We start from the raw sequence: 25,281 nt of genomic DNA, 5'->3' as shown, positions 1-25,281 counted from the left end.
GTGCCTAGGTGCTCCGTCACACTCTAGCAATTTCATGTGCGCTTGAACGTTGAACCTTCGACGCGACGGCGAATTATCTCGAGGCGCTCCCCATGGCAATGACCAACCCGGCCCCCAGCCTGCTGATAACCGGCTGCTCGAGCGGCATCGGACACGCCGCCGCCCATGCCATGCAGGCCCGCGGCTGGCGCGTTCTGGCCACGGCCAGACAGTCGCAGGATGTCGAACGGCTGGAACAGGAAGGCCTGGAGGCCCTGCCACTGGACCTCGACGACAGCGCCTCCATTCAGGCCGCCATGGTGGACGTCCAGGCGCGCACCGGAGGGCAGCTGAGCGCTTTGTTCAACAATGGCGCCTACGGCCAGCCCGGCGCCGTCGAGGATCTGACGCGCGACGTGCTGCGCCGCCAGCTTGAAACCAACCTGCTTGGCACGCATGAGCTAACCGCGCGGGTGCTGCCGATGATGCGCGCCCAAGGCCAAGGCCGCATCGTGCACAACAGCTCGGTACTGGGCTTCGCCGCCCTGCCCTATCGCGGCGCCTATGTGTGCTCCAAGTTTGCGCTGGAGGGGCTGACGGATAGCCTGCGCCAGGAGCTCCAAGGCAGTGGTATTCATGTCAGCCTGATCCAGCCGGGGCCGATCAACAGCCACTTTCGACAGAATGCCCATCGCGCCTTCACGGCCAACATCGATACCGCCCACAGTGCCCATGCCAGCACCTACGAAAAGGTCGAGGCACGACTGGCCGCTCCGGATGGCAAGGCTCCCTTTTCTCTGGAAGCCGATGCCGTCGTCGCCAAGCTGATCCACGCCCTCGAGCACCCACGCCCCAGAGCACGCTATGCCGTGACCCTGCCCACCCACCTGTTCGCCGCTCTCAAGCGGGTGCTGAGTACCCGCGGCATGGACCGAGTACTCATGCGCTCGACCCGGGACGAACGGAAATAGCCCTGCCCAGGGTGCGGCAGGCAGGCTGAGCCACGGGCACTCGCCCCCTACTCACACAACCTGTCTCGCCCACCCTGCTTGGCGCGATACAACGCCTCGTCGGCCCGTTGCAGCAAGGTTTGGGCGGACTCTCCGGGATGGTGCATGGCCACCCCCAGGCTTACGCTGAAAGAGAAAGTATCGCCACCCTTCAACTCGACCACGATCTCACTCAAGCGATGCCGCAACTGATTGCCCAGGGTCTTCGCATCCTCAAGCGACGCCCCGGGGAGCACAAAGAGAAACTCGTCGCCGCCCAGACGGCCACAAAAATCGGTTCGACGCCCCAGCCGCCCCACTAGCCCGGCAAAGGCCATCAGGGCCGCATCCCCCGCCGAATGCCCCCAGCGATCATTGATGGTCTTGAAATGATCCAGATCGAGGGACAGCACCGTGAGATAAAAGCCAGAACGGCTGGCGATATCCAGCGTATCATTCAGGCGTTCACACACCGCACGCCGGTTCGGCAACCCGGTCAACTCATCTGTTTTGGCCTGAGCCAGCACCTCTTCTTCAAACATTTTTTTGTAAAGCAGATAGCTGATCGTGTCGGCCAGCAGCCGCATAAAAATATAGTCGTCCCGGGAAAAAGGCTCGGTGGGTGAATGGCTGGAAAAATTCAGGGTTCCGTAGTTTTCACCATTAAAACAAACCGGGCTCCCTATGTATGACTCAAGCTGCGTATTCAAGTAGCAGGGATGACGCTGCAACTCGCTCTTACCCACATAACAGAATCCCAGCGTCTTGTTGAGTTCCAGCGTCCTTTCGCAATAGGTCCCGGATAATTCGAAGCAGGCCGATGGCTTGATCTCATTCTTGTAATCGACGCAATACTCCACAATATAATCATTCCCTACCACCCGCGACAGGATGGCGATTTCAAAGCCGAAATGCTGCATGCCGATACGCAGCAATGACGCGATTTTCTGCCCATGTGTGAGTATAAAGTCGGAAGTGATCGTATGTACCTTCTGCAGAGTTTCCAGCGATGTATCCGAAGAGCGAGCCGGGCGAATGATACCGATAAACCCCGCCGGACCGCCGTTTCTCGAGCGCATGACCGCACCGGTCGTCAAGCCCAGAAAACGTTGACCTCCCCAGCGACGGTAGGCAACGCGATAGCTTCCCGTGGCAACTTGACTGTCAATATTGAAACACTGGCGGCCCTGTTCCCGGAAATCCTCCTCATCGGCATAGAGGATGCTGGTTTCCCGGCCCAGTAGTTCCTGCTGCGCATAGCCGAATAGAGCTTCCATCGCCTGATTGACGTAGATGATACGCCGGTGAACATCCGCCACGACGACGGCTTCCGTGAAATTATCGAATATTTGGGTCAGTAATGACGGACAGATGGAGTCAATACTCTGGAGCCTTTCGGGTAATACCCAGGACCCACCACCCGGATTTTCTTCCATCGTCATAGACAACCCTTGAATCGATACCTGGTCGTCAGCATGCCCGGCCTTCGGTTTACAGTAGGTAATGGGCACCTAGGGTGGCTCATGCACACCGACTTCACAGCAGAATGAGTATCATTTCGCCATGCGGCCATACCGCCTATTAATCAATGTTAACCTTAAGGAGTGTAGCAACCCGAAAGTCTGGCAGCACTCACTCACCGAGAAGCCGACGCGCTCCGACAGAACGGGAGAAACTGGCTGAGGCCAGCCACCCAAAGGCCCAAGGCGCTCGACCTGCGCCGTCCTTCACAGGGCAAAGGCCTCGTTCAGCCACTTGATGAAATTGCGCTTCTGCTTGAACTCGGCGCGAAGCTCGGCGACCAGCGTCTTGAAGGCCTGTTGATCGGCGGCGGTCTTCAGGCGGCCATGCAGTTCCTGCAACCAAGCGATGGCCTGCCGGTAGGCCTGATTATTGGTTTGTTGCACGCAATGACGCACCAGGCGTTTATAAAGCGGCAGGCCCTGCTCGGGGTCGAGAGCTTGAGCCAATTGATACAGCAACCCCGACGCAACCTTGTGTTCATCACACAAGGCCCTGGCCTCATCCAGGCGCGAGTCGAGCAGGTAGATTTCCAACAGGCAATTCGCCGGCCACGGCGCGTCAAATAAAGTCGGCGGGTTGGTTTGATTCAGCCTTTCCGTCAACCAGTCGTGCACACCTTGACGATAATCAACCGTCAGCTCCTGAGTTTCCGCCAGCTCCAGCAGGTAGCGGTAATCCTCAAGCCGCTTCGTGGCCTGATAACACTGCCATTGCAGTTCGGCCGCCGCCTCCGGCTCCCCGCGATGCAGGCGCAGGCGAATCGCCAACCGCTGCCGCTCGTCCGCCCAGGGTGACCGGGTCGCCGGCACCCGCGCCAACCATTGCTCGAGACGCGCCCAGTCACCATGGGCCAGGCAGGCCTTGGCGGCGTCCAGGCAATCCTTTTCGTCGCTGGCGGTTTTCTCATACAGCGCCAGTATGGCCGGCAGATCGCCGGCCGCCTCGGCGCGCTTGATCAGCGGGTCGCGCAGACGCATGTAGTAGAAACGCTGCGACCAATCGGCATTGGCGGGCAGTGGCGGTAACGCATCCCAGACGCCTTGCAAGCAGGCATGATAGGCCTCGAGCCCTGCCACGCCCAACGCCTCGGTGTAGGCATCGGGAATAGCGGCATAGCACTCATGGGTGTCGCCGAATGCCAGTTCGAACAGATAGGTGGCGCGCTTCTCGGCGGGCCAGTCCTGCTGCCCCACCACCTTGACATGCAGTGTCTGCAGCACCTCTTCACAGTGGAAGCGGAAGCCACCGGAATCATCGATGCTTTGCAGCGCGCGATCCAGACGCGCCAGGGCATAATCGGCCAGCTTGAGGGCCTTGTCCGCCGGGAGCTGCGGTATCTGCTCGGTGAGCTGGTCGACCACCGGCTCGGCAGCGGCGAAATAGGCGCGCACCTGACCATAGCGAAACAGGTTGCGATTGATGGGAAAGGCGGCCGTGATGCGTTTCTTCAGCGCCTTGTGATCCACCCCGCCGAGAACAGCATCGGCACGCATCGACCATTGCTGATACAGGGTCGGGTCGCTTTCGATGAGCGACTGCAGGGACTCGATCAGCGAATCCCGGCTCATCTGCTGCAGATAGGCATGCACGCGATCCGTGGCATCGCCCTCGGCCAGCCGCCACTGCTCGGCCTGCTCGGCGCGATACGCCATGGCCACTGCCACGCAGTGCTTGCAGAAGTCGATGCCTTCCGATGCCGGACAATTACAGCTCCCGTCCAGGCCGCGCTGGCTTACCCGGAGCTGGACCCTGTAGGGCTGACTCCCCTCCACATCGGCGCTGATGGTCGCGCCCTGCCAGCTCCAGCGCGTCACCATGCCCTCGCGGTAATACTCTCGTCCCCGCCCGAAAGCCGCCTCGCCCGCCAGCGTGGTGAGCTGGCGGTCGGTCAGAAGCTCCCTGTCATCCCGCACGGCCATCAGGTTTCTCCCTCGGCGGTATTGGTATTGGTGCTGCGCCGCCGCGACTTTGCCGGCTTGAGCCTGGCCTTCTCGGCCTTGATGCGCTCCAGCAGCACCAGACGGCGCATACCAAGTACCAGCTCGGTGACGTAGCCCGAGTCGTTGATGCCGTCATCACGCCGCACATCACAGCGGTTCCACAGCTTCGGGACGGTGTCGTTGTGGGTTATATCGAGTTCCGATCAAGGCTGGCAGTGCCGGCCTTATTTGAAGTTCAGGCAGAAAATGAAATACGCCGCGCCACAATTTTACTCGGCGACATCATGATGGCGGGTACGCCACAACCTCATTGCTGTCTTCCGTCATGAGGCGCACCAGCTTGGGATGCACGAACAGCTTCTCGCGCCCGGCGCGTACTTCCTCGAGAACGTCGATCTCGCACAGCTGCTGCAAGTAGCTGGAGGCGGTCTGGCGCTTGGCGATGTCACGTTCCACCAGGTTATTGATGCGGCAGTAGGGCTGCTCGAAGATCACCTGCACCAGCTCGTGGCTGTAGACCCTAGGCAACCGCTGCTGAATATGACGGGTTGTATCCTCGAGTAGCGTGCGGGTCGCCGCAATCTTGTCAGCAGTCCAGCGGGCCGTATATTCGACAGCCTTCAGTATGTATAGCAGCCATTCCTGCCACTGCCCCTCACGGGTCACTCCCAGCAGCAAGCGATAGTAATCGGGCTTATGCAGCACGATATATCGACTCAGGTAAAGAATCGGTAGCGACAGGAGTTGCTGCTCGATCAGGTAGAGGATGTTCAACACGCGACCCGTACGCCCGTTGCCGTCGGTAAAGGGGTGGATCGCCTCGAACTGGTAGTGGGCTACGGCCATCTTGATCAAGGGATCGACACCATCTTCTTCATGGAGATAGCGCTCCCAGTTCGCCAGCAACTCTCTCAATGTCTCCTCTCCCATCGGCGGCGTATAGATCACCTCACCGCTGGTCTGATTGGCCAGGGTGGTGCCGGGCACCCGGCGAATCTCCATGTCGACGCCCTTTATAGTGCTGCATATTTCCACCGCCGTGTTGGTGCACAGAGGTCGCATGGCCAGCTCTCGATAGCCTCGGCTCAACGCGGTGCGATAGCGCAGCGCTTCCTTGGTGGCAGGATCGGCGAGGGTGTCTTCCTGAGCGAACTGAAAGAGCCTGTCGGTCGTGGTCACGATGTTCTCGATCTCGGAACTGTCGCGGGCTTCCAGCAGAGGCAGCAGGTTGATGAGGAGTCCCTGGTTGGGCAGCAATTCACCCGCCTGCTTCAGCTCCGCCAGCGCTGCCCGGGCCGGAATACAGGCCTTCAGCACGGCCGGCGACTCGAGTTCTTCGGCGGGGGGCAGCGGCGGCAGGTCGTTGTAAGGATGATCGGGGCGCCAGCTCATGTTCATCTTTTCCTGAAAAATCGACACGTCCTCAGTTTATGTTGATGGTATCGACATGATCCAGAGAACATGTCGAAAAAAATGGATTTCTTAAACATCTTGTCGAGAAATGTCGATACCATCGACATTTTCAAAATACGTGTCGAAAAAACAGCGTTTCGTGAACATGTCACGCTGACATGTCGATGGCGTGGACTTGATGCGGGCGCCTCACGGCGAATATTCAGACGAAGCCTAACGCTTGAACAGCATGGCGAGACGTGCCGCCACGAGCTTGCCGATCAGCTTGAACGGATAGGCCGAGTAGGCGGGTACGTTATCGGGCATGGCGCTGCCCTCGGGCTTGAAGCGGGTTTGAATGCGCACTTGAAGCGGCCAGCTGGCATCGACGAACTGCGCCCTGTGCATGGAGAGCCAGTGGCCTCGCTGGAAGTCGAGGTACATGAAGGTATTGCAGCAACCGGCGACGATCCTGCTGGTGGGCGAGGTGTTCTTGAGCTTGTACTCGACGAGCTTCTCGTCGCCTTGCGGGCAGCGCACGCGGTCCTTGCGATAGAGCAGATAGGGCGTACCGCCTGCCGCGTCCAGAATGGACGGCGCATTGTCCAGCTGCTCGATCTGCCGCGCGCCTGCCTGGCAGTCATCACAATGACAGGCCGCGCCCAGGATAGGGCTGCCGGTCACCTCGAGCTCGACGGCTCCGCAGTGGCAGCGCGATATAGCGGTGGTGTGGCTCATGGTCGACTCCCTCGGGGTAGTGTGCACGACCCGCTGGCTCAGCTTTGAGCCGGTTGGTGAATGCGTTCCGATAGTACCATCCCGAGCCTCAGCGCCAACCATCTGGCCGATACGCCACATCCGCTGTTCTACGCCTGAGGGTTTCAGGATACAAAAAAGCCCGACCAGGCGGCCGGGCAAGCAGTCACAAGGAGTCTCGTGCTGGCTGAAAGGGTCAGGCTATGCGGTCGTGACCGTTATCGAGGAAGGCGTAGTCGGTATAGCCATGTTCGTCGCCGCCGTAGAAGGTGGCATGGTCCGGTTCGTTGAGCGCAGCGCCCAGTCGGAACCGCTCGGGCAGGTCGGGATTGGCGATGAAGGGTCGGCCGAAGGCGATGGCATCCGCCGTGCCCTCCTCGAGGCGCTGCCGTGCACGCTCGCCATCGTAATGGCCGCAATAGATCAGGCTGCCGCTGAAGCGCTTGCGCATCTTCTCGCGGAAACCATCCGGAAAGGTGATTTCCCCGCCGGCCCAGTTGGGCTCGTTGAGGTGGATGTAGGCCAGGCCACGCTGGTCCAGTTGCTCGGCCAAGTAGAGCGCCATGGCCTCGGGCTCGTCGTCCGTCAGTCCGAAGATCTCGATGAACGGCGTCAGACGAATGCCCACGCGGTCGGCGCCGAAGACCTCGATCACGGCGTCGACCACTTCCAGAGGAAAGCGTGCACGGTTCTCCAGGGAGCCCCCGTAACGATCGGCACGCTGGTTGCTGCCGGTGGCGAGAAACTGATTCAACAGGTAGGCGTTGGCGGCGTGCACCTCCACCATGTCGAAGCCGGCGCTCCTGGCGCGCAGGGCCGCCTGACGGTAATCGTCGACGATACCCGGAATCTCTTCGGTCTCCAGAGCACGCGGCGTACTGGTGGGATGTTGCCCAGCCGAGCCATCCGCGAACTCGACAAAGCACTGAGCGCCCTCACCCTTCAGGGCACTCGGCGCCACGGGCGGCTGGCCATCGGGCTGCACCAGCTCGTGCGAGACACGCCCCACATGCCAGAGCTGCAGGGCGATACGACCGCCCTTGGCATGCACGGCCTCGACGACCTGCTGCCAGCCGGCCTGCTGTTCATCAGTCCAGATGCCCGGGGTGTAGACATAACCGCGGGCCGTCGGCGAGATGTTGGTGGCCTCGCTGATGATCAGGCCAGCGCCGGCGCGCTGGGCATAGTATGCATGTTGCAGCTCGCCGGGGACACTGTCGGGCGTCCGGGCACGGGTCAGGGGCGCCATGATGACGCGGTTGGGCAGGTCCAGGCTGCCCAGTTGAAGCGGTGTGAAAAGCGTGGGATGCGACATGGTCGGCTCCTGTGAGCAATGCATCGAACAATCGATAGATGTTGCACACAATAAGCCTGTTAATTATACGACGCCACCTGCCAATGCTCATGGCCTCGATAGTCGGGACCAATGAGAGGAAGGCGAGAGCCGAGCGAATGACCGCGCCCGGGGCAAGCGACGCTGCGGCCGAGCCGATGCCCGTGATAATCTCCCCCTGAAACCCTGCTCTGGAGCCCAAAGTGACCGCTGTCGAGATCCTGGAACGCCTGGTGGGCTTTGCCACCGTATCGCGAGACTCCAATCTGGCCCTGATCGAGTGGATCGAAGCCTGGCTCGATGAGCATGGCGTCGACCACTGGCGCGTCGAGAACGACGATGGCAGCAAGGCCAACCTGCTGGCGCGCATCGGGCCGAACGTGGAAGGCGGTGTGGTGCTCTCCGGACACACCGACGTGGTCCCGGTAGAGGGCCAACCCTGGTCCAGCGATCCCTTCGTGCTGCGCGAGGGCGACGACGACCGGCTATACGGCCGAGGTACCTGCGACATGAAGGGCTTCATTGCCTGCGCCCTGGCCGAAGTACCGCGCTGGACCGAGCTGCGACTGGACAAGCCCATCTGGCTGGCCCTGTCTTACGACGAGGAGGTCGGCTGCGTCGGCGTACCCCGGCTCATCGAGCGTCTCATGGCCGACCACCCGCGCCCGTCGACGGTCATCGTCGGCGAGCCGACCCTGATGCAGCCGGTGGTTGCCCAGAAAGGCGCGACCAATCTGCGCACCACGGTCACCGGCCGTGAGGCGCACTCCAGCCAGGTCTATCAGGGCGTCTCGGCGATCCACGTGGCGGCGCGCCTGGTCACCCGGATCGAGAACGTCATGCGCGAGCTCAAGGCCGAGGGACGTGTCGACGAGGCTTTCAACGTGGTGCACTCCAGCCTGCATGTCGGGCGCATCGAGGGCGGCACGGCGATCAACATCATGGCGCGGCAATGCACCTTCGAGTGGGAGGTGCGCCACCTGCCCAGCGACGACTTCGCGGAGCTGCGCGGCCGAGTGGATGCCTGCGCCGCCGAGCTTGAAGCCGAGATGCAACGCATCGCGCCCGAGACCGGCATCCGAACCCAGGCACTGAATGATACCGTGCCGGCCCTCGCCGACCGCGATAACGAGGAAGTACTGGGGCTATGCCACAGCCTGCTCGGCGAGGCAGCCGATACCTCGGCGGTGGCCTACGCCACCGAGGCCGGCCAGTTCCAGCGCCAGGAGTTGTCCACCCTCATCTGCGGCCCCGGCAGTATCAGTCAGGCCCACCAACCGGATGAGTACATCGACCGGGCACAAATGGCGCAGGGTGAGGCCTTCATGCGCGCCCTGGGCGAGCGGCTGGCGACAGGGGGGAGCTCATGAAACTGTGGATTATCAAGACCGGCGACGCCTTTGCCGATGTCGTCGCCGAATATGGCGACTTCGAACACTTCTTCCTGAATGCCATGAAGCCGGTCACCGAGGCCTGTCCCGCGCTCGAGCTGGCGGTATACGATGCTCGCCATGACGGCACCCCACCGCAACTGGCGCAAGGCGATGGCCTGGTGATCACTGGCTCGCATGCCATGGTCAGCCATGCCGAGGCCTGGAGCGAGGCACTGAAACCCTGGCTGGTCGACGCCTGGCAGCGCAATCTGCCGATGCTCGGCGTCTGCTACGGCCACCAGCTGATGGCGGCCGCCCTGGGCGGCGAGAGTGGCTTCCATCCGGCCGGCCGCAAGTCGGGGACCTACCGGGTCGAGCTGACGCAAGCCGTGGAGGCTGACCCCCTGTTCGGCGCGCTGCCCCGGCAGCTTGCCGTCCAGTTGACTCATGCCCAGTCAGTGCTGCAGCCCCCGGCCTGCGCCGCGATACTCGGTCATAATGGCCACGACCCCTACCAGGCCCTGCGTTATGGCCCCCGCCAGTGGAGTGTACAGTTCCACCCGGAGTTCACGGCCCCGGTAATGCGGTTCTACCTGGGGCATCAACGCCAGGTACTGACTGAACAGGGCCAGGATCCGGAGCACTTGATCGAGGGCGTCACCGAGACCCCGGAAGCCACCAGCCTGCTGTCACGCTTTGCCCGGCTGGTGGCGAGCGGTGAGACCGTGAGCAACTAACCGCGAGGGCGGCCGGCGGCCTCGTGCGCGTCCGACTGCTCGGCGGCCTGCATGGCCTGCTCCTGCAACAGACGCTCATCCAGTGCACCGGCGGCGGCCTTGCGCCGCTGGCGATGCAGGTCGCGCAGGCCGCTGATCAGCATCGCCGAGACGATCATGCCACCGCCCACGAAGGCCAGGGGCGGCGGTACTTCACCCAGCCACCACCAGACCAGCAGCGCCCCGACCAGGGTCTCCAGCATCATCACCAGGCTGGCCTCGGCCCCCGGCAGATAACGTGGCCCGGTCTGAATCAGGAAGTAGGCCGCCGGCAGGAAAAGCGTCATCAGCGCCAGGCGCTGGACGTCATCGGCGGGCGGTAACTGCACCCCGCCCAGCAGCACAGCCGGTACCAGCATGACCAGGCAGCCCAGCGGCAGCACCACCGTGGTATCCACGCCACGCTGGCGCTCGCCTCGCTGGACGCTTGCCACCGTGGTATTGACGGCGATCGAAATGGGCACAAAGAGGGCGATGGCCAGGCCCAGCAGACTGCCCTGCCCGACTTCCCCCGCCGCCATCAGGCAAGCCCCGATGACACAGATCACGATGACGACCCAGGTCTGGCGCCTCAGACGCTGACCGAACACCACCATGCCGATCAGTCCGGCCACCAGCGGCGCCAGATTCATCATGACCAGCACATTGCCGGCTGCAGTCAAGCGAGCGGCCACCACGAAGGCCCAGGCACTGCAGGCAAAGGCCAGCGGGCACCACCAGACAGCCGGGCCACAGTCGCGCAACGCCTGAGGCAGACGCTCACGGTAGCGCAGCACCGCCACTGCCGAAAGCACGATGCCCAGCAGCAGGCCACGCCAGAACATGAAGACCGCCACCTCGGCCTGGGTGTCCTTGATCAACAGGGCATCCGGCGACAGCAGCAGGACACCGGTCATGGCGATCAGGTATCCGCGCAGACGAAACGGCAGTTGTTGCCACATGGCAGGACCTCCTTGTTGCCCGCAAACGACAACAGGCCGAGGGAAGAATCCCTCGGCCTGTCAATGATGCCTTGGCTCGCTGCCCGATCAGACAGGCGCTTCAGGCCGGCCCCGGGGACCGGCTGGCGTTTCAGGCAGAACGACGCGGCGCCCGATCCTCGCTGATTTCAAGGGGGCGTCCACCCACGCGCGCCCGCGACATCTTGCTGAGAATACTGGTGGGCAGGCCACTCGGCAACTCGACCACGGAAAACGCATTGCGGATGTCGATGCGGCCAATCCGGTTGCCCTCGATACCGCCCTCGTTGGCCAGCGCGCCGACCAGTTGGCCCGGCTTGATGCCGTCCTTGTGGCCCACGGAAACGCGATAACGGGTCATGCCCTCGCTGGAGGTACGCTCCTTGCGCGGCGCCTTGTTGTCCCGCGGCGCGCGTTCCTTGTTGTCCTTGCGCGGGGCCTGTAGGCGACCAATGGGCGCTTCGTCGGCACGCGCCAGGGCAGCAAAGGCACAAGCCAGTTCGGCGGCATCGTAGCCTTCACTGATCAGGCGCTCGACCAGTTCGCGCTGGGTATCCGCATCCTTGGTCAGCGAGCCGATCACCCTTTGATAAAAGACGTTGTCACGATGGGCGCGGATCGCCGCCTCATCGGGCAGCTCCATGTCTTCCATCTGACGACCCACAGCCTTTTCGAGCCAGCCGATCTTGCGGCCTTCGCGGTTGCCGGCAAAGGTGATGGCCACCCCGGGACGCCCGGCACGACCGGTACGACCGATGCGGTGCGTGTAGGCCTCGGCATCCTGCGGCAGGTCGTAGTTGATGACGTGGGTGATGCGCGGCACATCCAGACCACGGGCCGCCACGTCAGTGGCGATCAGGACATCGACCTTGCTGCGCTTGAGGCGCGTGATGGTACGCTCACGCAGGCTCTGGTCGAGGTCGCCGGAGAGGCTGGCGGCGTTGACGCCACGAGCGCTCAACTGTTCCATCAGGGTCGTGCAGGCGGCCCGGGTGCGCACGAAGACGATCGCCGCGTCGACCGGTTCGACTTCCAGGATGCGTGACAGGGCTTCCAGCTTGGCGCCACCGTCCACACGCACACGCCGCTGCTCGATATTGTCACCGGTCGATGCCTTGGACTCAATGGCCACCTTGACCGGATCCACCAGGTACTTGTTGACGATGCGCTCGATTTCCGTCGGCAGGGTCGCCGAGAAGAAGACGCGCTGGGCGTCGGTCGGCGTATCGGCGACCACACGCTTGACGTCATCAATAAAGCCCATGCGCAGCATCTCGTCGGCTTCGTCCAGCACCAGCGCCGAGAGGCCACCCAGCTTGAGGCTGCCACGATCCAGGTGATCGATGATACGTCCCGGTGTGCCGACCACCACCTGGGCGCCGCGGCGCAGCGCCTGGAGCTGATCCCGGTATTCCATGCCGCCACACAGGGTGGCCACTTCCAGCCCCTTGAGGTTCTGGCCATACTTGCTGAACGACGCCGCCACCTGCTGGGCGAGTTCGCGGGTCGGTGCCAGCACCAGCACCTGTGGTTCACGACGCCCGAGATCCAGACGCGAAAGAATCGGCAGGGCAAAGGCTGCCGTCTTGCCCGTGCCGGTCTGGGCCTGACCCAGCATATCGCGGCCCTCCAGCAGGGCCGGGATGGTTTGGGCCTGAATCGGCGACGGCGTTTGGTAGCCCTGCGTCTCGATGGCGGAGAGAACGGCAGGCAGAAGAGCCAGATCGCTGAAATTGGCGACAGAAGTCGAGGTCATGAATCACACCTTGGTAGGCCGGGGTAACCGGCAAAAAAACAACAGTCATGGCGTCCCATACGCCTGGCGTACAGTCGGATTCCGCCCGGGGCGGATATCTCTAGCGGAGTCAGGGACGCCGGTCGCACCCAGCATCCGATGCTCATTCGCCCAGCAGGCGAGTGCATCGTCGTGGCGACCGTCTGCGCCGGGTTCACCGAGAGGCGAACAGGGAATGGCGCTCCATCTACACAGTGAAAACGCTTGGGACCAGAGCCCGGCGTTGTCGACCACCACGTTCAGGTTGCTGAACGGGTCGCGTCGTCATGATGGTGGGGTCAGCACATGCGAGGAGGACGCATGCTACCATCGTCTGATCGCGCTGACCAGTCCTTTTCACATGGAGCTTCCCGCATGCCCAGCCTTTGGGTCGACGCCGACGCCTGCCCCCGCATCGCCCGCGATATCATCGTCCGCGCTGCCGAACGCACCACCACCTCCACCACCTTCGTGGCCAACCACCAGGTCCCCCTGCCCCCTTCGAAATGGGTCAAGGGGCTGGCGGTCAGTCATGGCTTCGATGCCGCCGATGACGAGATAGTCGACCGTCTGGCGGATGGCGACCTGGTCATCACCTCCGACCTGCCGCTGGCCATGGCCGCCATCGAGCGCGGCGCCAGCGTGATGACCACCCGCGGCGAGAAACTGGATGAAAGCAACATCCGCGCCCGTGTCCAGATGCGCGACTTCATGGAAACCCTGCGCGCCAGCGGCGAACACACCGGCGGCCCCAAGGGGTACTCCGACATCGACCGCCGCGAATTCGCCAATGCGCTCGATAGATGGCTGGCGAAGAACGGTGGGTAAGAAGGAAGAAGGAAGAAGGAAGAAGGAAGAAGGAAGAAGGAAGAAGGAAGAAGGAAGAAGGAAGAAGGAAGAAGGAAGAAGGAAGAAGGAAGAAGGAAGAAGGAAGAAGGAAGAAGGAAGAAGGAAGGCAGCATGAGCCCCGACGGCATGGAGTCAAGGTTTTTTCTTCCCTCTTCAAGGCGCGCAGCGCCGTTCTTCCCTCTCCAAGCAGCTACGCTGCGTTCTCTCTGATCCCCTTCCCGACCAGCCGTTCGCGGTCGTGTGGACGTTCGAGGTCCAGGACCGGCCCGGCGGGGACGATGCCGGTGGGGTTGATCGTACCGTGGCTGACGTAATAGTGGCGCTTGATGTGGTCGAAGTTGACCGTCTCGGCGATGCCCGGCCATTGGTACAGCTCGCGCAGATAGTTCGACAGGTTCGGGTAGTCTTCCAGGCGCCGCAGGTTGCACTTGAAGTGGCCGTGATAGACGGCATCGAACCGCACCAGGGTGGTGAACAGGCGGACATCGGCCTCGGTCAACCACTCGCCGGCCAGGTATCGCTGACCGGCCAGGCGCGCCTCCAGCCGATCCAGGCAATCGAACAAGGCCGTCACGTGTTTCTCGTAAACACTCTGCTGGGTGGCAAAGCCGCTCTTGTAGACCCCGTTGTTGACGTGCTCGTACACATCAGCGTTGACGGCGTCGATGGTCTCGCGCAGGTCGGCGGGATAGAGGTCCAGGCGATTGCCGGTCAACTCATCGAAGGCCGTATTGAGCATGCGCACCAGCTCGGCGGACTCATTGTTGACGATGCGCGCCTGCTGCTTGTCCCACAGCGCCGGCACGGTCACACGGCCGGTATAAGCAGGATCGGTCATAGTGTAGAGCTGATGATGAAAGGACACCCCGTTGAGCGGGTCACCGCTCGAGCCTTCGTCACGCTGATAACTCCACCCCTGGTCCAGCATCAGCGGGCTGGTGACCGAGACATCGAGCAGGGACGCCAGCCCCTTCAACCGACGCATGATGAGCACGCGATGCGCCCAGGGGCAAGCCAGCGAGACATACAGGTGATAGCGGCCCGCCTCGGCAGACAATCCGGGCTGCCCCTCCGGCCCTGGCAACCCGTCCCGGCTGACCCAGTCGCGCAACTTGGCCGACTCACGAACAAACTCGCCACCATGCCGCTCGGTGTCGTACCACTGGTCGTGCCACTGCCCTTCAATCAACAAACCCATCTCGTCATCCTCGTATCGGCGAACACTCAACAGGATAGGCCGAAGAAATCGACTCACAATCGCAGTTTTTGGCGATGTTCATTCGATTTTGTCGACTCTGCGTTGATCCGGGCAGGCCGCTACCGCGTCGCGCAGATGCTTCGCCATGGCCTGTGTCGCCGGCCCGGCACGGTCCAGATCGCGATGGATCAACTGCATGGGCACTTCACGCAAGGCCCCCACCGCCAGGGGCAGCGGCTTGAGTCGACCGGCTGCCAGCGCTTCCGCCACTAGGGTCTCGGGCACCCAGGCAAACCCCAGCCGGCGTTCCAGCATATCAATGGATGTGCTCAGATGACTGACCGTCCAGCGTTGTTCAGCTTTAAGCCAGCCGGCATCCAGGGGCTCGCGCTGTGCCGAATCACGTACCACCAGCTGGCGATGCTGCTCCAGGTCGCGCAGATCCAGTACCCGCCCCAGTTGGTGAAGGGCATGATCGGGGTGCGCCACGGCAATGAAACGCACGGACACCAGCGGCTCGCCCAGGAACCCCTGGACGGCCAGTCCCGAGATCACCAGATCCGCCGAACCGTCATGCAGCATTTCCACGCCACCATTGAGCACCGATTCATGGAGCTGGACGCGGACATACGGATAATCCCGGGAGAAGGTCTCCATTGCGCATGCCAGCGCATCAGGCGGAAAGATCTGGTCAACACTCAACACGACTTCCGCTTCCACCCCTTCCGCCAGACGCTCGGCCACATCCTCCAGGGCGACGGCGTTGTCCAGTAACTGGCGCGCCCGCCGCAGCAACAGCTCCCCGGCATCGGTCAGGCGAACCTGGCGTCCAACGGGTTCCAGCACCTCGACGCCCAACTGCTCTTCCAGCTTGTGGACCGCATGATTGAGAGTGGAAGGACTCTTGTGAACGACTTCGGCGGCACGGGCAAACCCGCCATGATCGACAACGGCGGCCAGCATTTGCCATTGCGCCAGGGTGACTCGTGACATATTCGATTTCCTCGAAGCAAAAGCGCGAAAATATGCGGTTTATTTTCGAAAGTATCGGATTAATATGCCAGTAAAATCACCAACGGGGAGACATCGCCCATGAACCGTCCCGCTCCGCGCCAGGTCATTCAACGCCGCAGCGCTAATCCAAGCCGCGATGGTGACGGGGTCGCCATTCAGCGCCTGCATGATTTCAGCGGCGCCATCGACCCCTTCCTGATGCTCGACGAGCTGGTGGCCGCCCCAGGCGACAACGCCATTGGCGGTTTCCCCCCGCACCCTCATCGCGGCATTCAAACGCTCACCTACGTGTTGCATGGCGGGTTACGCCATGAAGACCACCTGGGCCATCACAGCAGCATTCGTGCCGGCGCGGCGCAATGGATGCACACCGGCCGAGGCATCATTCATGGGGAGACGCCCTTCACCGACGAGCAGGGACTGCATGCCTTTCAAATCTGGGTGAACCTGGCATCTTCAGACAAGCTGAGCGAGCCGATCTACCGCGACGTACAACCCGACGAAATGCCTCGCCACCGTGACCAGGGCGCCGAACTCACGGCCCTGGGCGGCAACTGGGTGATCGACCCGGAGACCCGGCTCGAGGGGCCTCTGGACGCACTGGCCGGACAAGGCGCGATGGCCGAACTGACCCTTGAGACCGGCAGCAGCCTGACGCTGGCCAACTCGGCGACCACGCTGCTGGCGCTGGTCTTTCAAGGTAGCCTGACCGCCAGTGGCACGCTGTTGCCCAAGGGCGAAATGGCCATTTTCGGCCCGGGAGACAGCCTGGAATTGAGCGGCCAGGACGACGCCCGGGCATTGCTCCTGGCCGGTGAACCGCATGGCGAACCCATTGCCCATTACGGCCCTTTCGTGATGAATCACCAACACGAACTGGAACAGGCCATGCGTGAATATCGTGACGGCATCCTGACATTGCCGCCGGCCTGACCCTCCCCCTCAGGCCGCTCGGGTCAGAGGCTTCGACCCGAGATTGCGCGTGCCCGGCTGCAGCACAGGACAGCCGGGGCCAGGCCGCCCATGCTGCCACGGGCTTCCCCCGCCCCTCTCACGTACCTTTTAAATCAGACAGTTGCGCAAAACTCGCCAGGACTATGCCGAAGCGGCAGTTTATACTGGTTTTCGTGCTAAGGGCTTGTCAGTCCGCACCGGGGCGTGCCACTCTTACCCCTTAGCAAACGCTGTTTGATTTTCCGGAACCTGCATTGCCTTGATCGCCACGGGGCAAGCCCCTTGTGTACTGTAAATATATATAGACTAGGCACTCTGCGCTTGATCGGTTAGAGTTCACCTGCCTTTTTCCAAGTCATTTATGTTTATTCATTACAGTCACAACGGCCAAATTCATGATGCGAATCCTTCATTCGCTGCCCCGCACGCACAAGTTAATGCTGTTGCCGGTTGCCACCATGGTCACCGTGCTGGGCGCTCACCAGATTGTCTCTACGCTTGACAAGGCCCGTTATACGCCTCGCCAAACCGCCGAGACCGAAACCCTGCTAATTCCCCTGGAGGCTGAGACCCGTCCGGGTGTGCCCTCTCTGGCAACCGATCAGACACCGGTCAGCCGGGCCATTCAGGAGGCCTCGCAAGCCGTGGCGACCAGCCAGCCGGCAACGAACGATCGCTCCAGCTCTGCAAACGTTGCGTCCAGCGTATACGGCAGCGCCAGTCGCCAGATCAATCAAGATGCTACCCAGGCGCATGTTCCGCTTTCGGAGCTGACGCCAAGCGAAGTCGTCGACGTTGCCGACACTACATCCGCTCAAGCGCGTCCCGGCAGATCGACTCCGGGCAAGCTGCCCCCCCAAGTGGACTCCAGTGCTGCCCTGGCAGTGGCCCAGGCTGAACCTGCCAAGCCATTGCCGAGCATCGACGCTAATGCCCACAACATCGCTCGCATCCTGGGCACGCTAAATGACCGGTCCTCCTCCTCGAGCCCCAGCATGGTGGTCGACGCCACCTCCTACGAGGATATCAATGAGGACGAGCTCCATCTGTTCGACGACGGCCCGGTCAGTCTCGCGCGACAGCTCGATGTTGATGAGCCCTTCGTTCCACAATGGCAGACCTACACCGTCAGATCGGGCGACACCTTCACCGAACTGGCACGGGCGCATTTTGGCATGGACACCCGCGAGGTCATGAACCTGTTGGAAGAAATTCCGGACAAGCGCCTGCTGACCCGCTGGGATGTCGGCGATCAATTTGAATACCAGCTCAACGAGGCGGGAGAGCTGGCCACGTTGCGCATCATGAGCAACATTCGCGACGGTTATCTGGTCGAGAGGGACGCGTCGGGCACCGAGGTTTCGACCATAGAGCGCGCCGGCGAGCGCACTCAGCGCCTCTACGCCGGCACAGTCAGCGGCAGCTTTGCCCGCTCCGCCCAGGCCACTGGCCTGACCAGCGCCGAGGTCTCCGAACTCTCGCGGGTTCTCGAAAAGAAGCTCGACTTCCGACGCGACACACGCAGAGGCGACAGCTTCGAGGTCTTGGTGGAGTCCGACATCATCGACGGCCACAGCCTCGATCCGCGGATCCTGGCGGTGAATTACGACGGCTCGCGCATGGACCTGACCCTGGTGCGCAACCCCGAGGACAGCCAATTCTATACCCCGGACGGCAAGGGCCTGAACCCTTCCTTCAATCGGTACCCGTTCGAGGGGCAGTATCGAGTCAGCTCTCCCTTTAACCTGCGTCGCCATCACCCGGTCACCGGGCGTATCAGCCCTCACAAGGGCACCGACTTCGCCATGCCCACCGGCACACCGGTGGACGCGCCCGCCAGCGGCCGTGTCGAACTGGTGGGGCACCACCCGGCGGCCGGGCGGTACATCGTGGTGCGTCACGACAACGGCTACAAGACCCGCTACCTGCACCTTTCCAAGCCACTCGTGAAGCGTGGCGACAGGGTCAAGATGGGTGATCGTATCGCGCTGTCCGGCAACACCGGCCGCAGCACCGGGCCACACCTCCACTATGAGGTCCTGGTCAACAACAAGGCGGTCAATGCCATGAATGTCGAGCTCCCGAAAGGCGGCAGCCTGCGTGGCGTAGACCTGGCCGAGTTCAAGCGCCGGGCCGAGCCAGTCCTGGCAGCTCTGGAAAGCGGCCGGACCGGCACGGTGGTGGCAAGCGTCGCGGACCGGGAAGACGACGAGGACGACAGCGAAGGCTGACCCGCGACCCCACACACGCTGAACTGCTCTGCCTCAACCCCTGCCCTCCCCTGGAAGGCAGGGGTTGGTATTTGGGGAAAGGGTTAGGCGTGAGGGGGTGGGGGCGCTAGCGGGTCGGCGGTTTTTCCAGCGCGGCAATCAGTGCAGGGTCACGCTCATAAATATCCGGCCGAAAGGTCAGCTCACCAGCAGGCGCCGGCTGGACTGTCCAGTAATGCAGCACCACCGGCACATGACGCGCCAGCAGTACATTGCGGGTCTGACCGGAGGCCACCAGTCGACTCGCTTCGGCCCGGGTGTCCGTATCCTCGAACAGCAGTTGGGCGAGCTCCATGACGCCTTCCACGCGAATGCAGCCGGAGCTCAGAGCACGCGCCGAACGCCCGAACTGCCAGCGCGACGGCGTATCATGCAGGTAGATCATCTGGTCGTTGGGAAAACGTACGACCAGTTGCCCCAGAGGGTTGCTGCTACCCGCCGGCTGGCGAAGCATCACGCCGCCGGGATTCGACCAATCGACGTCCTCGGGCTCCAGCGTCTCGCCGCCGGGGCTCAGCACCGTCAGGTTCTGACGCTGCAGATAGTCCAGGTCCTGGCGCACCTCGGGCAGCACGTCCTCACGCATGATGGTCGGCGGGATGGTCCAGGTCGGGTTGATGGTCAGATGGGTGATTTCAGAGCGCAGGGTTGGCGTTCGCCGCCCCGGTTGCCCCACCACGGTACGGGTACGCCAGGTTTCCCCATTGGGGCGAAAATAACGCAGGTCATACCCGGCAATATCGACCAGAACGAAGGATTCGGGCAGACCGTGCAACCACCAGCGGGCACGTTCCATATTGGCGCGAATCTGGTCGATGCGCTGTTGGACACTGATGTTAAGTGCTTCGAGCGTGCGCGGCCCGACAACCCCATCCTCGGCCAGCAGATGGCGTCGCTGAAAGCCTTTCACGGCATCCACCAGGGCCTCGTCATAGGCCCGGGGATCCGGTGCCTGAAGCTCGATGGCCGGGTAGTAGCTGGCATCCGCCGCCACGACGCCGGAGTTGCCGATGGCCGCCAGTCGTTGGCGCAGTTGTGCCACACTCTCGCCGCTGTCCCCGGGTCTGAGGGTGTCCTGCGCCGGCTCAAGGGCTGACCAGCCGCCCTGCTCCTCGAGGCGCCGATAGCGCGCCAACCCCTGCCGCAACTGCTCATAGGGCTTGTAGGAGGGACGCGCCTGATCGAACACCGCCTCGACATCTCCCTGATCCAGCGACTGTGATATGGCGGCGAGATCCAGGTCGGCCGGGGCGACTTCCAGGTTGTTGTTGGCATCGAGTCGGCGGGGGTCCACCTTGCCGCGTTGCAGATGCGTCAAGGCAGTCAGCAGCGTGCGACTCGCCAGCATGTCCATGTCCGCTTTTGCGTGGACGGAGGCGGCGTCACCAAGCGCCGCCTGTGCCATCACCTCAAGCCTGTCGGGGCGATAGTCGCCGGGCACCAGACCATCTGCCTTCAGTGCCCGCAGCGCCTCGACCAGCGCCGTGACCCGGGCAGGGTCCTGCCATAGAGGACGCCCCTCGTGCAGTTCGTAGAGGCGTGCGAGACGAGAAGAGGCTGTGTCTAGCTGCCGCTCCAGCAGCTTGCCCACCTCGGCTGATGCCGTCTCTGAAGACACCGCCGCCTCGGTCTCTGCCACGGCCGGCGCGGCCAGGCTCAACCAGGCACCCAGCCACAGCAGGCTGCAGCAATTTCCCGGTCTGGCGAAAGCGGCAATGTGCATGATGAGATCTCCCTCGACCCATTGGCAAAACTGGCCATCGTGTCCAGTATTGCCATATTAATGTGCCAGAAATTGAATGAACACGCGTCAATGTAAAAACTTGTCCAAACCAATCTGGACGACGGAAGATGCACGACGGGAACTGAAAGCATGCCACATTTCACTATAAACCGACGGCTCGGCAGTCTGCTGGCCTGCGCCCTGATACTTCTCGCTCCCAGCCTGCAGGCCGGAGACTTCATGGCCAGGACTTTCTCGCCCGGTCCACTGGATCAGCCTGCCCTGGCTCAGCAATTGAGCCGCCTGGCCCCTCAGGCCAACCCCGGGGTCCTCAACCTCGCCGCACGGGCCCTCGAGTGCGCCGACCCCAGCGCCGAACGCCTGGCAGTCATCGATTTCTCGCTACCCTCCACCGAGCCCCGGCTTTGGGTGTTCGACCTCCAACGCGAACGCCTGATATTCCGCGAGTTGGTGTCGCACGGCCAGGGATCGGGAGACAACATGGCCACTGCCTTTTCCAACATCCCGGAGAGCCATCAATCAAGCATCGGGCTGTTCAGAACCCTCAACAGTTATCAGGGCCGCAATGGTTACTCGCTGCGACTCAAGGGCCTGGAGCCCGGCATCAATGACCGGGCCTATCAACGCGCCATCGTCATGCACGGTGCCGACTATGTCAGTGAAGCCTTCATCGACGAGGTCGGGCGCCTGGGTCGCAGCCATGGATGCCCGGCGGTTCGTCAGGAGGTCGCCAGGCCTTTGATCGACAGCATCAAGAATCAACAATACCTGTTTACGTACTTCCCGGATCAAGAGTGGCTGAGTCAATCACGCTACCTGAGCTGCCCGAACTCGCCCTCCCGACTCGCGATGCAATAGCGTCCTAGCGACCCGGCTGGAACGGGAATGCCACTAATGGCCATCACCGCACCTTACATGACGTCATCCACCAAATGGTGTACCAGGACGCCAGCCTGGCATACAGGATGTCTTCCGGCATGTTAGGTTGAATATCAGATGCGCGGTGAGTGGACCGCCCCGGCTGTATCAGAACCGAGGCCCGCCAGCGTGCAAGACACTCTCGACAGGAGACATCACCCCATGACGCTATCCACCGGTGACCGAATTCCCGACATCACCATCAAGACCAACGGCGCAGATGGCCCACAGGACATATCCACCGGCGAGCTGTTCGCGGGCAAGCGAGTGGTGCTGTTCGCCGTCCCCGGAGCCTTCACTCCCGGCTGTTCCAACACCCACATGCCCGGCTTTGTGGTGAATGCCGACAAGCTGCTCGACAAGGTCGATGTCGTGGCCTGCATGGCCGTCAACGACGCCTTCGTCATGGACGCCTGGCAAAAGGACCAGAACGCCCTGGCGTTCACCATGCTGGCCGACGGCAACGCCGAATTCGCCCGCGCCCTGGGGCTCGACATGGACGTCAGTGCCGGCGGCATGGGCACCCGCAGCAAACGCTTTGCGCTGATTGCCAATGATGGTGTGGTGGAGTATCTGGGCGTCGATGCCAAGGGCGTCGAGCAGAGCAGTGCCGAGACAATTCTCGCGCACCTTTGAGCGGAGGACGCGCTATACTAGAACATGGGTCCGACAGGCTGTCGGGCCCGGGGTTGTCCAGGATCATTGACCCGCGAGACGAACTTGAAGGATACCGAGGCTCGGCAACACCATTCACAAGCCAACCGATCGCGATATCTCCGAAGCCTCCAACCCGGCAGATTACGCACAAGCGCTGAGGTCAGTACGGCCGGCCCGGCGACGGCGTGTGGCATGCAATAGCACCCCGAGACGAATGAACCTCTCGCACCGGCATGACGGAAGAGTGGCTGACCAATCGAGGCTGTGACTTCCTGCAGGGCTATCTCTTCAGCCATCCGGTCTCGCTGGTGCGACTGATCAGCAACCTCCCCGCCGCGCGGGCTAGCCGCCGGCGCAACGGCCGCCAAGGTCGGCCCAGTCGAGTGGGCGCGGCGTTCACTCGGGTGCTATATTGGCGCCTTGCAGAGCCCGAACACCTGCCCCCACTGACCCGCCCGGCGCCCTACAGGAGTTCGTCATGCCGCCTTCACAAGCCACACGAGCGACGGGCGAAGCCCTGCTCGACGCCTTTACCCCACGCATGGGCGATGTCTATGCCCAGGGCCGCAACATCGACCGCGGGCCCGGTGCCCATCGCGATGTCTCGCAGCTCTCGCCCTATCTGCGTCGCCGCCTGGTCCTGGAGCAGGAAGCCGTGTCGCGTGCCATCTCTGAGCATGGTGTCCAGGCGGCTGAACGCTTTGTGCAGGAAGTCTTCTGGCGCGGTTATTTCAAGGGCTGGTTGGAACACCGCCCCGGCGTCTGGGCCCAGTATCGTGATGGCCTGCGCGAGGATCTCGCCGCACTCGACGCGGCCGCGGAGCGTCAGCAGGCTCTGGAGCGTGCCACCCGCGGGAAGACGGGGCTAGAGTGTTTCGACGCCTGGGTCAGCGAGCTACGCGAGACCGGCTACCTGCACAACCATGCGCGGATGTGGTTCGCCTCGATCTGGATCTTCACCCTGCAGCTGCCCTGGCGGCTGGGGGCCGATTTTTTCTATCGTCACCTGCTGGACGGCGACCCGGCCTCGAACACCCTGAGCTGGCGTTGGGTGGCCGGCCTGCACACCCGCGGCAAGCCCTATGCGGCACAGGCCGACAACATCGCCAGGCTGAGCGCTGGACGCTTCCAGCCCGCCGAAACGGACCTGGCCCAGGACATCCAGGGGCTGGAAGACCAGGAGCCACAGGGCCTGCCCGAGCTGCAGCCCCTGCGGGCCGTTTCCCCGCCTGATCCGCAAAGCCCCACCGCCCTGCTGATCACCGAGGAAGATTGCCGGGTCGAGGATTTTGCCCTGAACGAGATGGACATTCGCTGCACGGCGACGCTTGCCGCCAGCCCTCTGCGCTCACCGGGCGAGGTGTCCCGCGATGTGGCCGCCTTCGAGGCCCGGGCGCTGGACGACGCCGCGCGGCGCACCGGGTACACCGCCACGCCGCTGCAGGCGACTCACGTCGCCTCGCTCGTCACCTGGGCCCACCAGTCCGGGGTCCGGCAGATCGTCACCCCCTATATCCCCACGGGCCCGTTGCGCGACTGGTTCGACCAGGCCGAGCCGGCACTGGCCGAGGCAGGGATAGCGCTCAACGAATGGCAGCGTAACTGGGATAGCGCCACTTGGCCGCATGCCACCGCCGGCTACTTCAAGCTCAAAAAGCGGATTCCGCAAATCCTTCAACAAACGGGACTGACATGACGGATACGCTGGTGATCGGTGCCGGCATGGCTGGGCTGGCTTGCGCGCGCACCCTGAAACAGGCAGGCCGGACGGTGTGCGTGCTCGACAAGGGACGCGGTACCGGAGGCCGCATGTCGACACGACGTGCCCATATGGCCGAGATGGAGTTCGGCTACGACCACGGTGCCCAGTTCTTCACCATTCGCGAGCCGGCCTTCGCCAGCCTGCTGGCGGAGCTGGAAGACGCCGCGCGCCCCTGGGCGGATGGCGCCGACCACCAACACCATGTCGGTGTGCCGGGCATGTCGGGGCTACCCCAGGCCATGGCCGCCGGTCTCGACGTACGGCTCGGCACCCGGGTCACCAGCCTGGCCCGCCAGGATGAAGGCTGGCGGGTAGCCACCGACCACGGGGAATTCGTGGCCAGGCGTGTCGTACTGACCGTGCCAGCGCCGCAGGTCGCGCCACTGATTGGTGAGAACCACCCTCTGGTGGCCGAACTCGCGCACGTCCGGCTGGCGCCATGCTGGACACTGATGGCCGCCTTTGCGGCCGACTCGCCCACCCCCTTCGTGAACCACAAGCCCGACCGAGGGCCACTGGATAATATCGCCCGCGACAGCAGCAAGCCCGGCCGCAGCGACCAGGTCACCACCTGGGTGGCACAGGCCGACCCAGAGTGGTCACAACGCCATCTCGAGGAGGAAAAGGCCAGTGTAGTGGCACAACTGCTGCCCCGGCTATGCGAAGCCATTGGCACTGCAACCAGCGACGCCGTGCATGTCGACGCCCATCGCTGGCGATATGCCCGGGTCACCCGGCCGCTCGGTGAGCCATTCCTGCGCGATACCAGCGCGAGCCTCTATCTGGGCGGCGACTGGTGCCTGGCACCTCGGGTCGAGGCCGCTTGGGCAAGCGGCACCGCCATTGCCCGGGAGATTCTCGGCGCCCCGCCATGACAGCAGACCTGAAATGACAGTAGCCCTGGAATGACAGTAGCCCTGGAACGACAGCAGCCCTCGGCCGGGGCCAAGGGCTGCTGAACAGACACTTGCGGGGTCGATTTTCGCGCTAGATGTGATCTCTCGGTAGGTTGTTCATCCGGAGCCTACCCGGAAAACTGGGGGTGCGAACCAAACCAACCTCCAGGAGGCCCGGATGAACACCCATAAGAATGCCCGTCTTACTCCGCATGGTCGAGCCC

22 protein-coding genes are annotated in these 25,281 nt (G+C 62.8%); 11 read left to right on the top strand and 11 right to left on the bottom strand.

Features of this window, described 5'->3' with window-relative positions:
* Positions 1-92 precede the first annotated feature (92 nt).
* Positions 93-950, top strand: coding sequence for an SDR family NAD(P)-dependent oxidoreductase (locus QWY74_RS01620; protein ID WP_435389099.1), 858 nt, complete (start codon positions 93-95; stop codon positions 948-950).
* Between the two features lie 47 nt (positions 951-997).
* Here the strand turns inward: QWY74_RS01620 and QWY74_RS01615 are convergent, their stop codons facing one another.
* The 6 genes from QWY74_RS01615 to QWY74_RS01590 form a co-directional block, all read right to left on the bottom strand.
* Positions 998-2,479, bottom strand: coding sequence for a bifunctional diguanylate cyclase/phosphodiesterase (locus QWY74_RS01615; protein WP_290313630.1), 1,482 nt, complete (start codon positions 2,477-2,479; stop codon positions 998-1,000).
* 216 nt (positions 2,480-2,695) lie between these two features.
* Positions 2,696-4,411 carry an SWIM zinc finger family protein gene (locus tag QWY74_RS01610; RefSeq protein WP_290313629.1) on the bottom strand — a complete coding sequence of 572 codons (1,716 nt, stop codon included), beginning with the start codon at positions 4,409-4,411 and terminating at the stop codon, positions 2,696-2,698.
* Entirely contained in the window at positions 4,411-4,578 is a 168-nt protein-coding gene (locus tag QWY74_RS01605) for a hypothetical protein (protein WP_264823829.1), read from the bottom strand. The genes QWY74_RS01610 and QWY74_RS01605 overlap by 1 nt, the downstream gene beginning before the upstream one ends.
* 136 nt (positions 4,579-4,714) lie before the next feature.
* A complete protein-coding gene (gene fic, locus QWY74_RS01600; protein ID WP_264823830.1) occupies positions 4,715-5,824 on the bottom strand; it encodes a protein adenylyltransferase Fic in 1,110 nt (369 codons plus the stop codon).
* Between the two features lie 234 nt (positions 5,825-6,058).
* On the bottom strand, positions 6,059-6,562 hold the full coding sequence (locus QWY74_RS01595) for a GFA family protein (RefSeq protein WP_264823831.1): 504 nt from the start codon (positions 6,560-6,562) through the stop codon (positions 6,059-6,061).
* Positions 6,563-6,776: 214 nt separating this feature from the next.
* A complete protein-coding gene (locus tag QWY74_RS01590; protein ID WP_264823832.1) occupies positions 6,777-7,895 on the bottom strand; it encodes an alkene reductase in 1,119 nt (372 codons plus the stop codon).
* Positions 7,896-8,116: 221 nt separating this feature from the next.
* Between QWY74_RS01590 and argE the strand changes: the two genes are divergently transcribed.
* Entirely contained in the window at positions 8,117-9,283 is a 1,167-nt protein-coding gene (argE, locus tag QWY74_RS01585) for an acetylornithine deacetylase (RefSeq protein ID WP_290313627.1), read from the top strand.
* A complete protein-coding gene (locus QWY74_RS01580; protein ID WP_264823834.1) occupies positions 9,280-10,023 on the top strand; it encodes a glutamine amidotransferase in 744 nt (247 codons plus the stop codon). The genes argE and QWY74_RS01580 overlap by 4 nt, the downstream gene beginning before the upstream one ends.
* On the opposite strand, the gene QWY74_RS01575 is transcribed toward QWY74_RS01580, so the two are convergent.
* Entirely contained in the window at positions 10,020-11,003 is a 984-nt protein-coding gene (locus QWY74_RS01575) for a DMT family transporter (protein WP_264823835.1), read from the bottom strand. The two genes, QWY74_RS01580 and QWY74_RS01575, sit on opposite strands and share 4 nt — an antisense overlap.
* Before the next feature lie 130 nt (positions 11,004-11,133).
* Positions 11,134-12,777 carry a DEAD/DEAH box helicase gene (locus QWY74_RS01570; RefSeq protein ID WP_264823836.1) on the bottom strand — a complete coding sequence of 548 codons (1,644 nt, stop codon included), beginning with the start codon at positions 12,775-12,777 and terminating at the stop codon, positions 11,134-11,136.
* A 393-nt stretch (positions 12,778-13,170) separates the two neighbouring features.
* On the opposite strand from QWY74_RS01570, the gene QWY74_RS01565 reads away from it, so the two are divergent.
* Together QWY74_RS01565 and QWY74_RS01560 are read left to right on the top strand one after the other, a co-directional pair.
* A complete protein-coding gene (locus tag QWY74_RS01565; RefSeq protein ID WP_264823837.1) occupies positions 13,171-13,623 on the top strand; it encodes a YaiI/YqxD family protein in 453 nt (150 codons plus the stop codon).
* Entirely contained in the window at positions 13,616-13,759 is a 144-nt protein-coding gene (locus QWY74_RS01560) for a hypothetical protein (protein WP_290313626.1), read from the top strand. The genes QWY74_RS01565 and QWY74_RS01560 overlap by 8 nt, the downstream gene beginning before the upstream one ends.
* Positions 13,760-13,834: 75 nt before the next feature.
* On the opposite strand, the gene QWY74_RS01555 is transcribed toward QWY74_RS01560, so the two are convergent.
* Both QWY74_RS01555 and QWY74_RS01550 read right to left on the bottom strand, forming a co-directional pair.
* Positions 13,835-14,842, bottom strand: a complete 1,008-nt coding sequence (locus QWY74_RS01555) for a glutathione S-transferase family protein (protein WP_290313625.1) — start codon at positions 14,840-14,842, stop codon at positions 13,835-13,837.
* A 78-nt stretch (positions 14,843-14,920) separates the two neighbouring features.
* Positions 14,921-15,835: a LysR family transcriptional regulator gene (locus QWY74_RS01550; protein ID WP_290313624.1), complete on the bottom strand. Its 915-nt coding sequence runs from the start codon at positions 15,833-15,835 to the stop codon at positions 14,921-14,923.
* 99 nt (positions 15,836-15,934) lie between these two features.
* Here QWY74_RS01550 and QWY74_RS01545 point away from each other — a divergent pair, with 99 nt between their 5' ends.
* Both QWY74_RS01545 and QWY74_RS01540 read left to right on the top strand, forming a co-directional pair.
* Complete coding sequence (locus QWY74_RS01545; RefSeq protein ID WP_290313623.1) at positions 15,935-16,789, top strand: pirin family protein; 855 nt, start codon at positions 15,935-15,937, stop codon at positions 16,787-16,789.
* Positions 16,790-17,205: 416 nt separating this feature from the next.
* A complete protein-coding gene (locus QWY74_RS01540; protein ID WP_290313622.1) occupies positions 17,206-19,041 on the top strand; it encodes a peptidoglycan DD-metalloendopeptidase family protein in 1,836 nt (611 codons plus the stop codon).
* Between the two features lie 106 nt (positions 19,042-19,147).
* Here the strand turns inward: QWY74_RS01540 and QWY74_RS01535 are convergent, their stop codons facing one another.
* Positions 19,148-20,803, bottom strand: a complete 1,656-nt coding sequence (locus tag QWY74_RS01535; RefSeq protein WP_264823843.1) for a L,D-transpeptidase family protein — start codon at positions 20,801-20,803, stop codon at positions 19,148-19,150.
* Between the two features lie 150 nt (positions 20,804-20,953).
* Between QWY74_RS01535 and QWY74_RS01530 the strand changes: the two genes are divergently transcribed.
* The 4 genes from QWY74_RS01530 to QWY74_RS01515 all read left to right on the top strand — a co-directional run bounded on the left by QWY74_RS01530 (position 20,954) and on the right by QWY74_RS01515 (position 25,036).
* On the top strand, positions 20,954-21,682 hold the full coding sequence (locus QWY74_RS01530; protein WP_264823844.1) for a murein L,D-transpeptidase catalytic domain family protein: 729 nt from the start codon (positions 20,954-20,956) through the stop codon (positions 21,680-21,682).
* A 222-nt stretch (positions 21,683-21,904) separates the two neighbouring features.
* On the top strand, positions 21,905-22,378 hold the full coding sequence (locus tag QWY74_RS01525) for a peroxiredoxin (RefSeq protein WP_264823845.1): 474 nt from the start codon (positions 21,905-21,907) through the stop codon (positions 22,376-22,378).
* Positions 22,379-22,877: 499 nt separating this feature from the next.
* Positions 22,878-24,095, top strand: coding sequence for an FAD-binding domain-containing protein (locus tag QWY74_RS01520; RefSeq protein WP_290313620.1), 1,218 nt, complete (start codon positions 22,878-22,880; stop codon positions 24,093-24,095).
* Complete coding sequence (locus tag QWY74_RS01515; protein WP_264823847.1) at positions 24,092-25,036, top strand: NAD(P)/FAD-dependent oxidoreductase; 945 nt, start codon at positions 24,092-24,094, stop codon at positions 25,034-25,036. Before QWY74_RS01520 ends, QWY74_RS01515 begins: the two co-directional genes overlap by 4 nt.
* Positions 25,037-25,281: the final 245 nt, after the last annotated feature.

Origin of the sequence: Halomonas almeriensis (genome assembly GCF_030409235.1) — a bacterium.
In the GTDB taxonomy this organism is placed as follows: domain Bacteria; phylum Pseudomonadota; class Gammaproteobacteria; order Pseudomonadales; family Halomonadaceae; genus Halomonas; species Halomonas almeriensis.
This window is presented reverse-complemented; position numbering and strand designations above follow the sequence as displayed.

Bases quoted from the DNA above. Each gene is read 5' to 3' on its own strand.
- QWY74_RS01620 (WP_435389099.1), top strand. From the start codon at position 93: ATGGCAATGACCAACCCGGCCCCCAGCCTGCTGATAACCGGCTGCTCG.
- QWY74_RS01610 (WP_290313629.1), bottom strand. From the start codon at position 4,411: ATGGCCGTGCGGGATGACAGGGAGCTTCTGACCGACCGCCAGCTCACC.
- fic (WP_264823830.1), bottom strand. From the start codon at position 5,824: ATGAGCTGGCGCCCCGATCATCCTTACAACGACCTGCCGCCGCTGCCC.
- QWY74_RS01595 (WP_264823831.1), bottom strand. From the start codon at position 6,562: ATGAGCCACACCACCGCTATATCGCGCTGCCACTGCGGAGCCGTCGAG.
- QWY74_RS01590 (WP_264823832.1), bottom strand. From the start codon at position 7,895: ATGTCGCATCCCACGCTTTTCACACCGCTTCAACTGGGCAGCCTGGAC.
- QWY74_RS01580 (WP_264823834.1), top strand. From the start codon at position 9,280: ATGAAACTGTGGATTATCAAGACCGGCGACGCCTTTGCCGATGTCGTC.
- QWY74_RS01575 (WP_264823835.1), bottom strand. From the start codon at position 11,003: ATGTGGCAACAACTGCCGTTTCGTCTGCGCGGATACCTGATCGCCATG.
- QWY74_RS01570 (WP_264823836.1), bottom strand. From the start codon at position 12,777: ATGACCTCGACTTCTGTCGCCAATTTCAGCGATCTGGCTCTTCTGCCT.
- QWY74_RS01565 (WP_264823837.1), top strand. From the start codon at position 13,171: ATGCCCAGCCTTTGGGTCGACGCCGACGCCTGCCCCCGCATCGCCCGC.
- QWY74_RS01555 (WP_290313625.1), bottom strand. From the start codon at position 14,842: ATGGGTTTGTTGATTGAAGGGCAGTGGCACGACCAGTGGTACGACACC.
- QWY74_RS01550 (WP_290313624.1), bottom strand. From the start codon at position 15,835: ATGTCACGAGTCACCCTGGCGCAATGGCAAATGCTGGCCGCCGTTGTC.
- QWY74_RS01545 (WP_290313623.1), top strand. From the start codon at position 15,935: ATGAACCGTCCCGCTCCGCGCCAGGTCATTCAACGCCGCAGCGCTAAT.
- QWY74_RS01540 (WP_290313622.1), top strand. From the start codon at position 17,206: ATGATGCGAATCCTTCATTCGCTGCCCCGCACGCACAAGTTAATGCTG.
- QWY74_RS01535 (WP_264823843.1), bottom strand. From the start codon at position 20,803: ATGCACATTGCCGCTTTCGCCAGACCGGGAAATTGCTGCAGCCTGCTG.
- QWY74_RS01530 (WP_264823844.1), top strand. From the start codon at position 20,954: ATGCCACATTTCACTATAAACCGACGGCTCGGCAGTCTGCTGGCCTGC.
- QWY74_RS01525 (WP_264823845.1), top strand. From the start codon at position 21,905: ATGACGCTATCCACCGGTGACCGAATTCCCGACATCACCATCAAGACC.
- QWY74_RS01520 (WP_290313620.1), top strand. From the start codon at position 22,878: ATGCCGCCTTCACAAGCCACACGAGCGACGGGCGAAGCCCTGCTCGAC.
- QWY74_RS01515 (WP_264823847.1), top strand. From the start codon at position 24,092: ATGACGGATACGCTGGTGATCGGTGCCGGCATGGCTGGGCTGGCTTGC.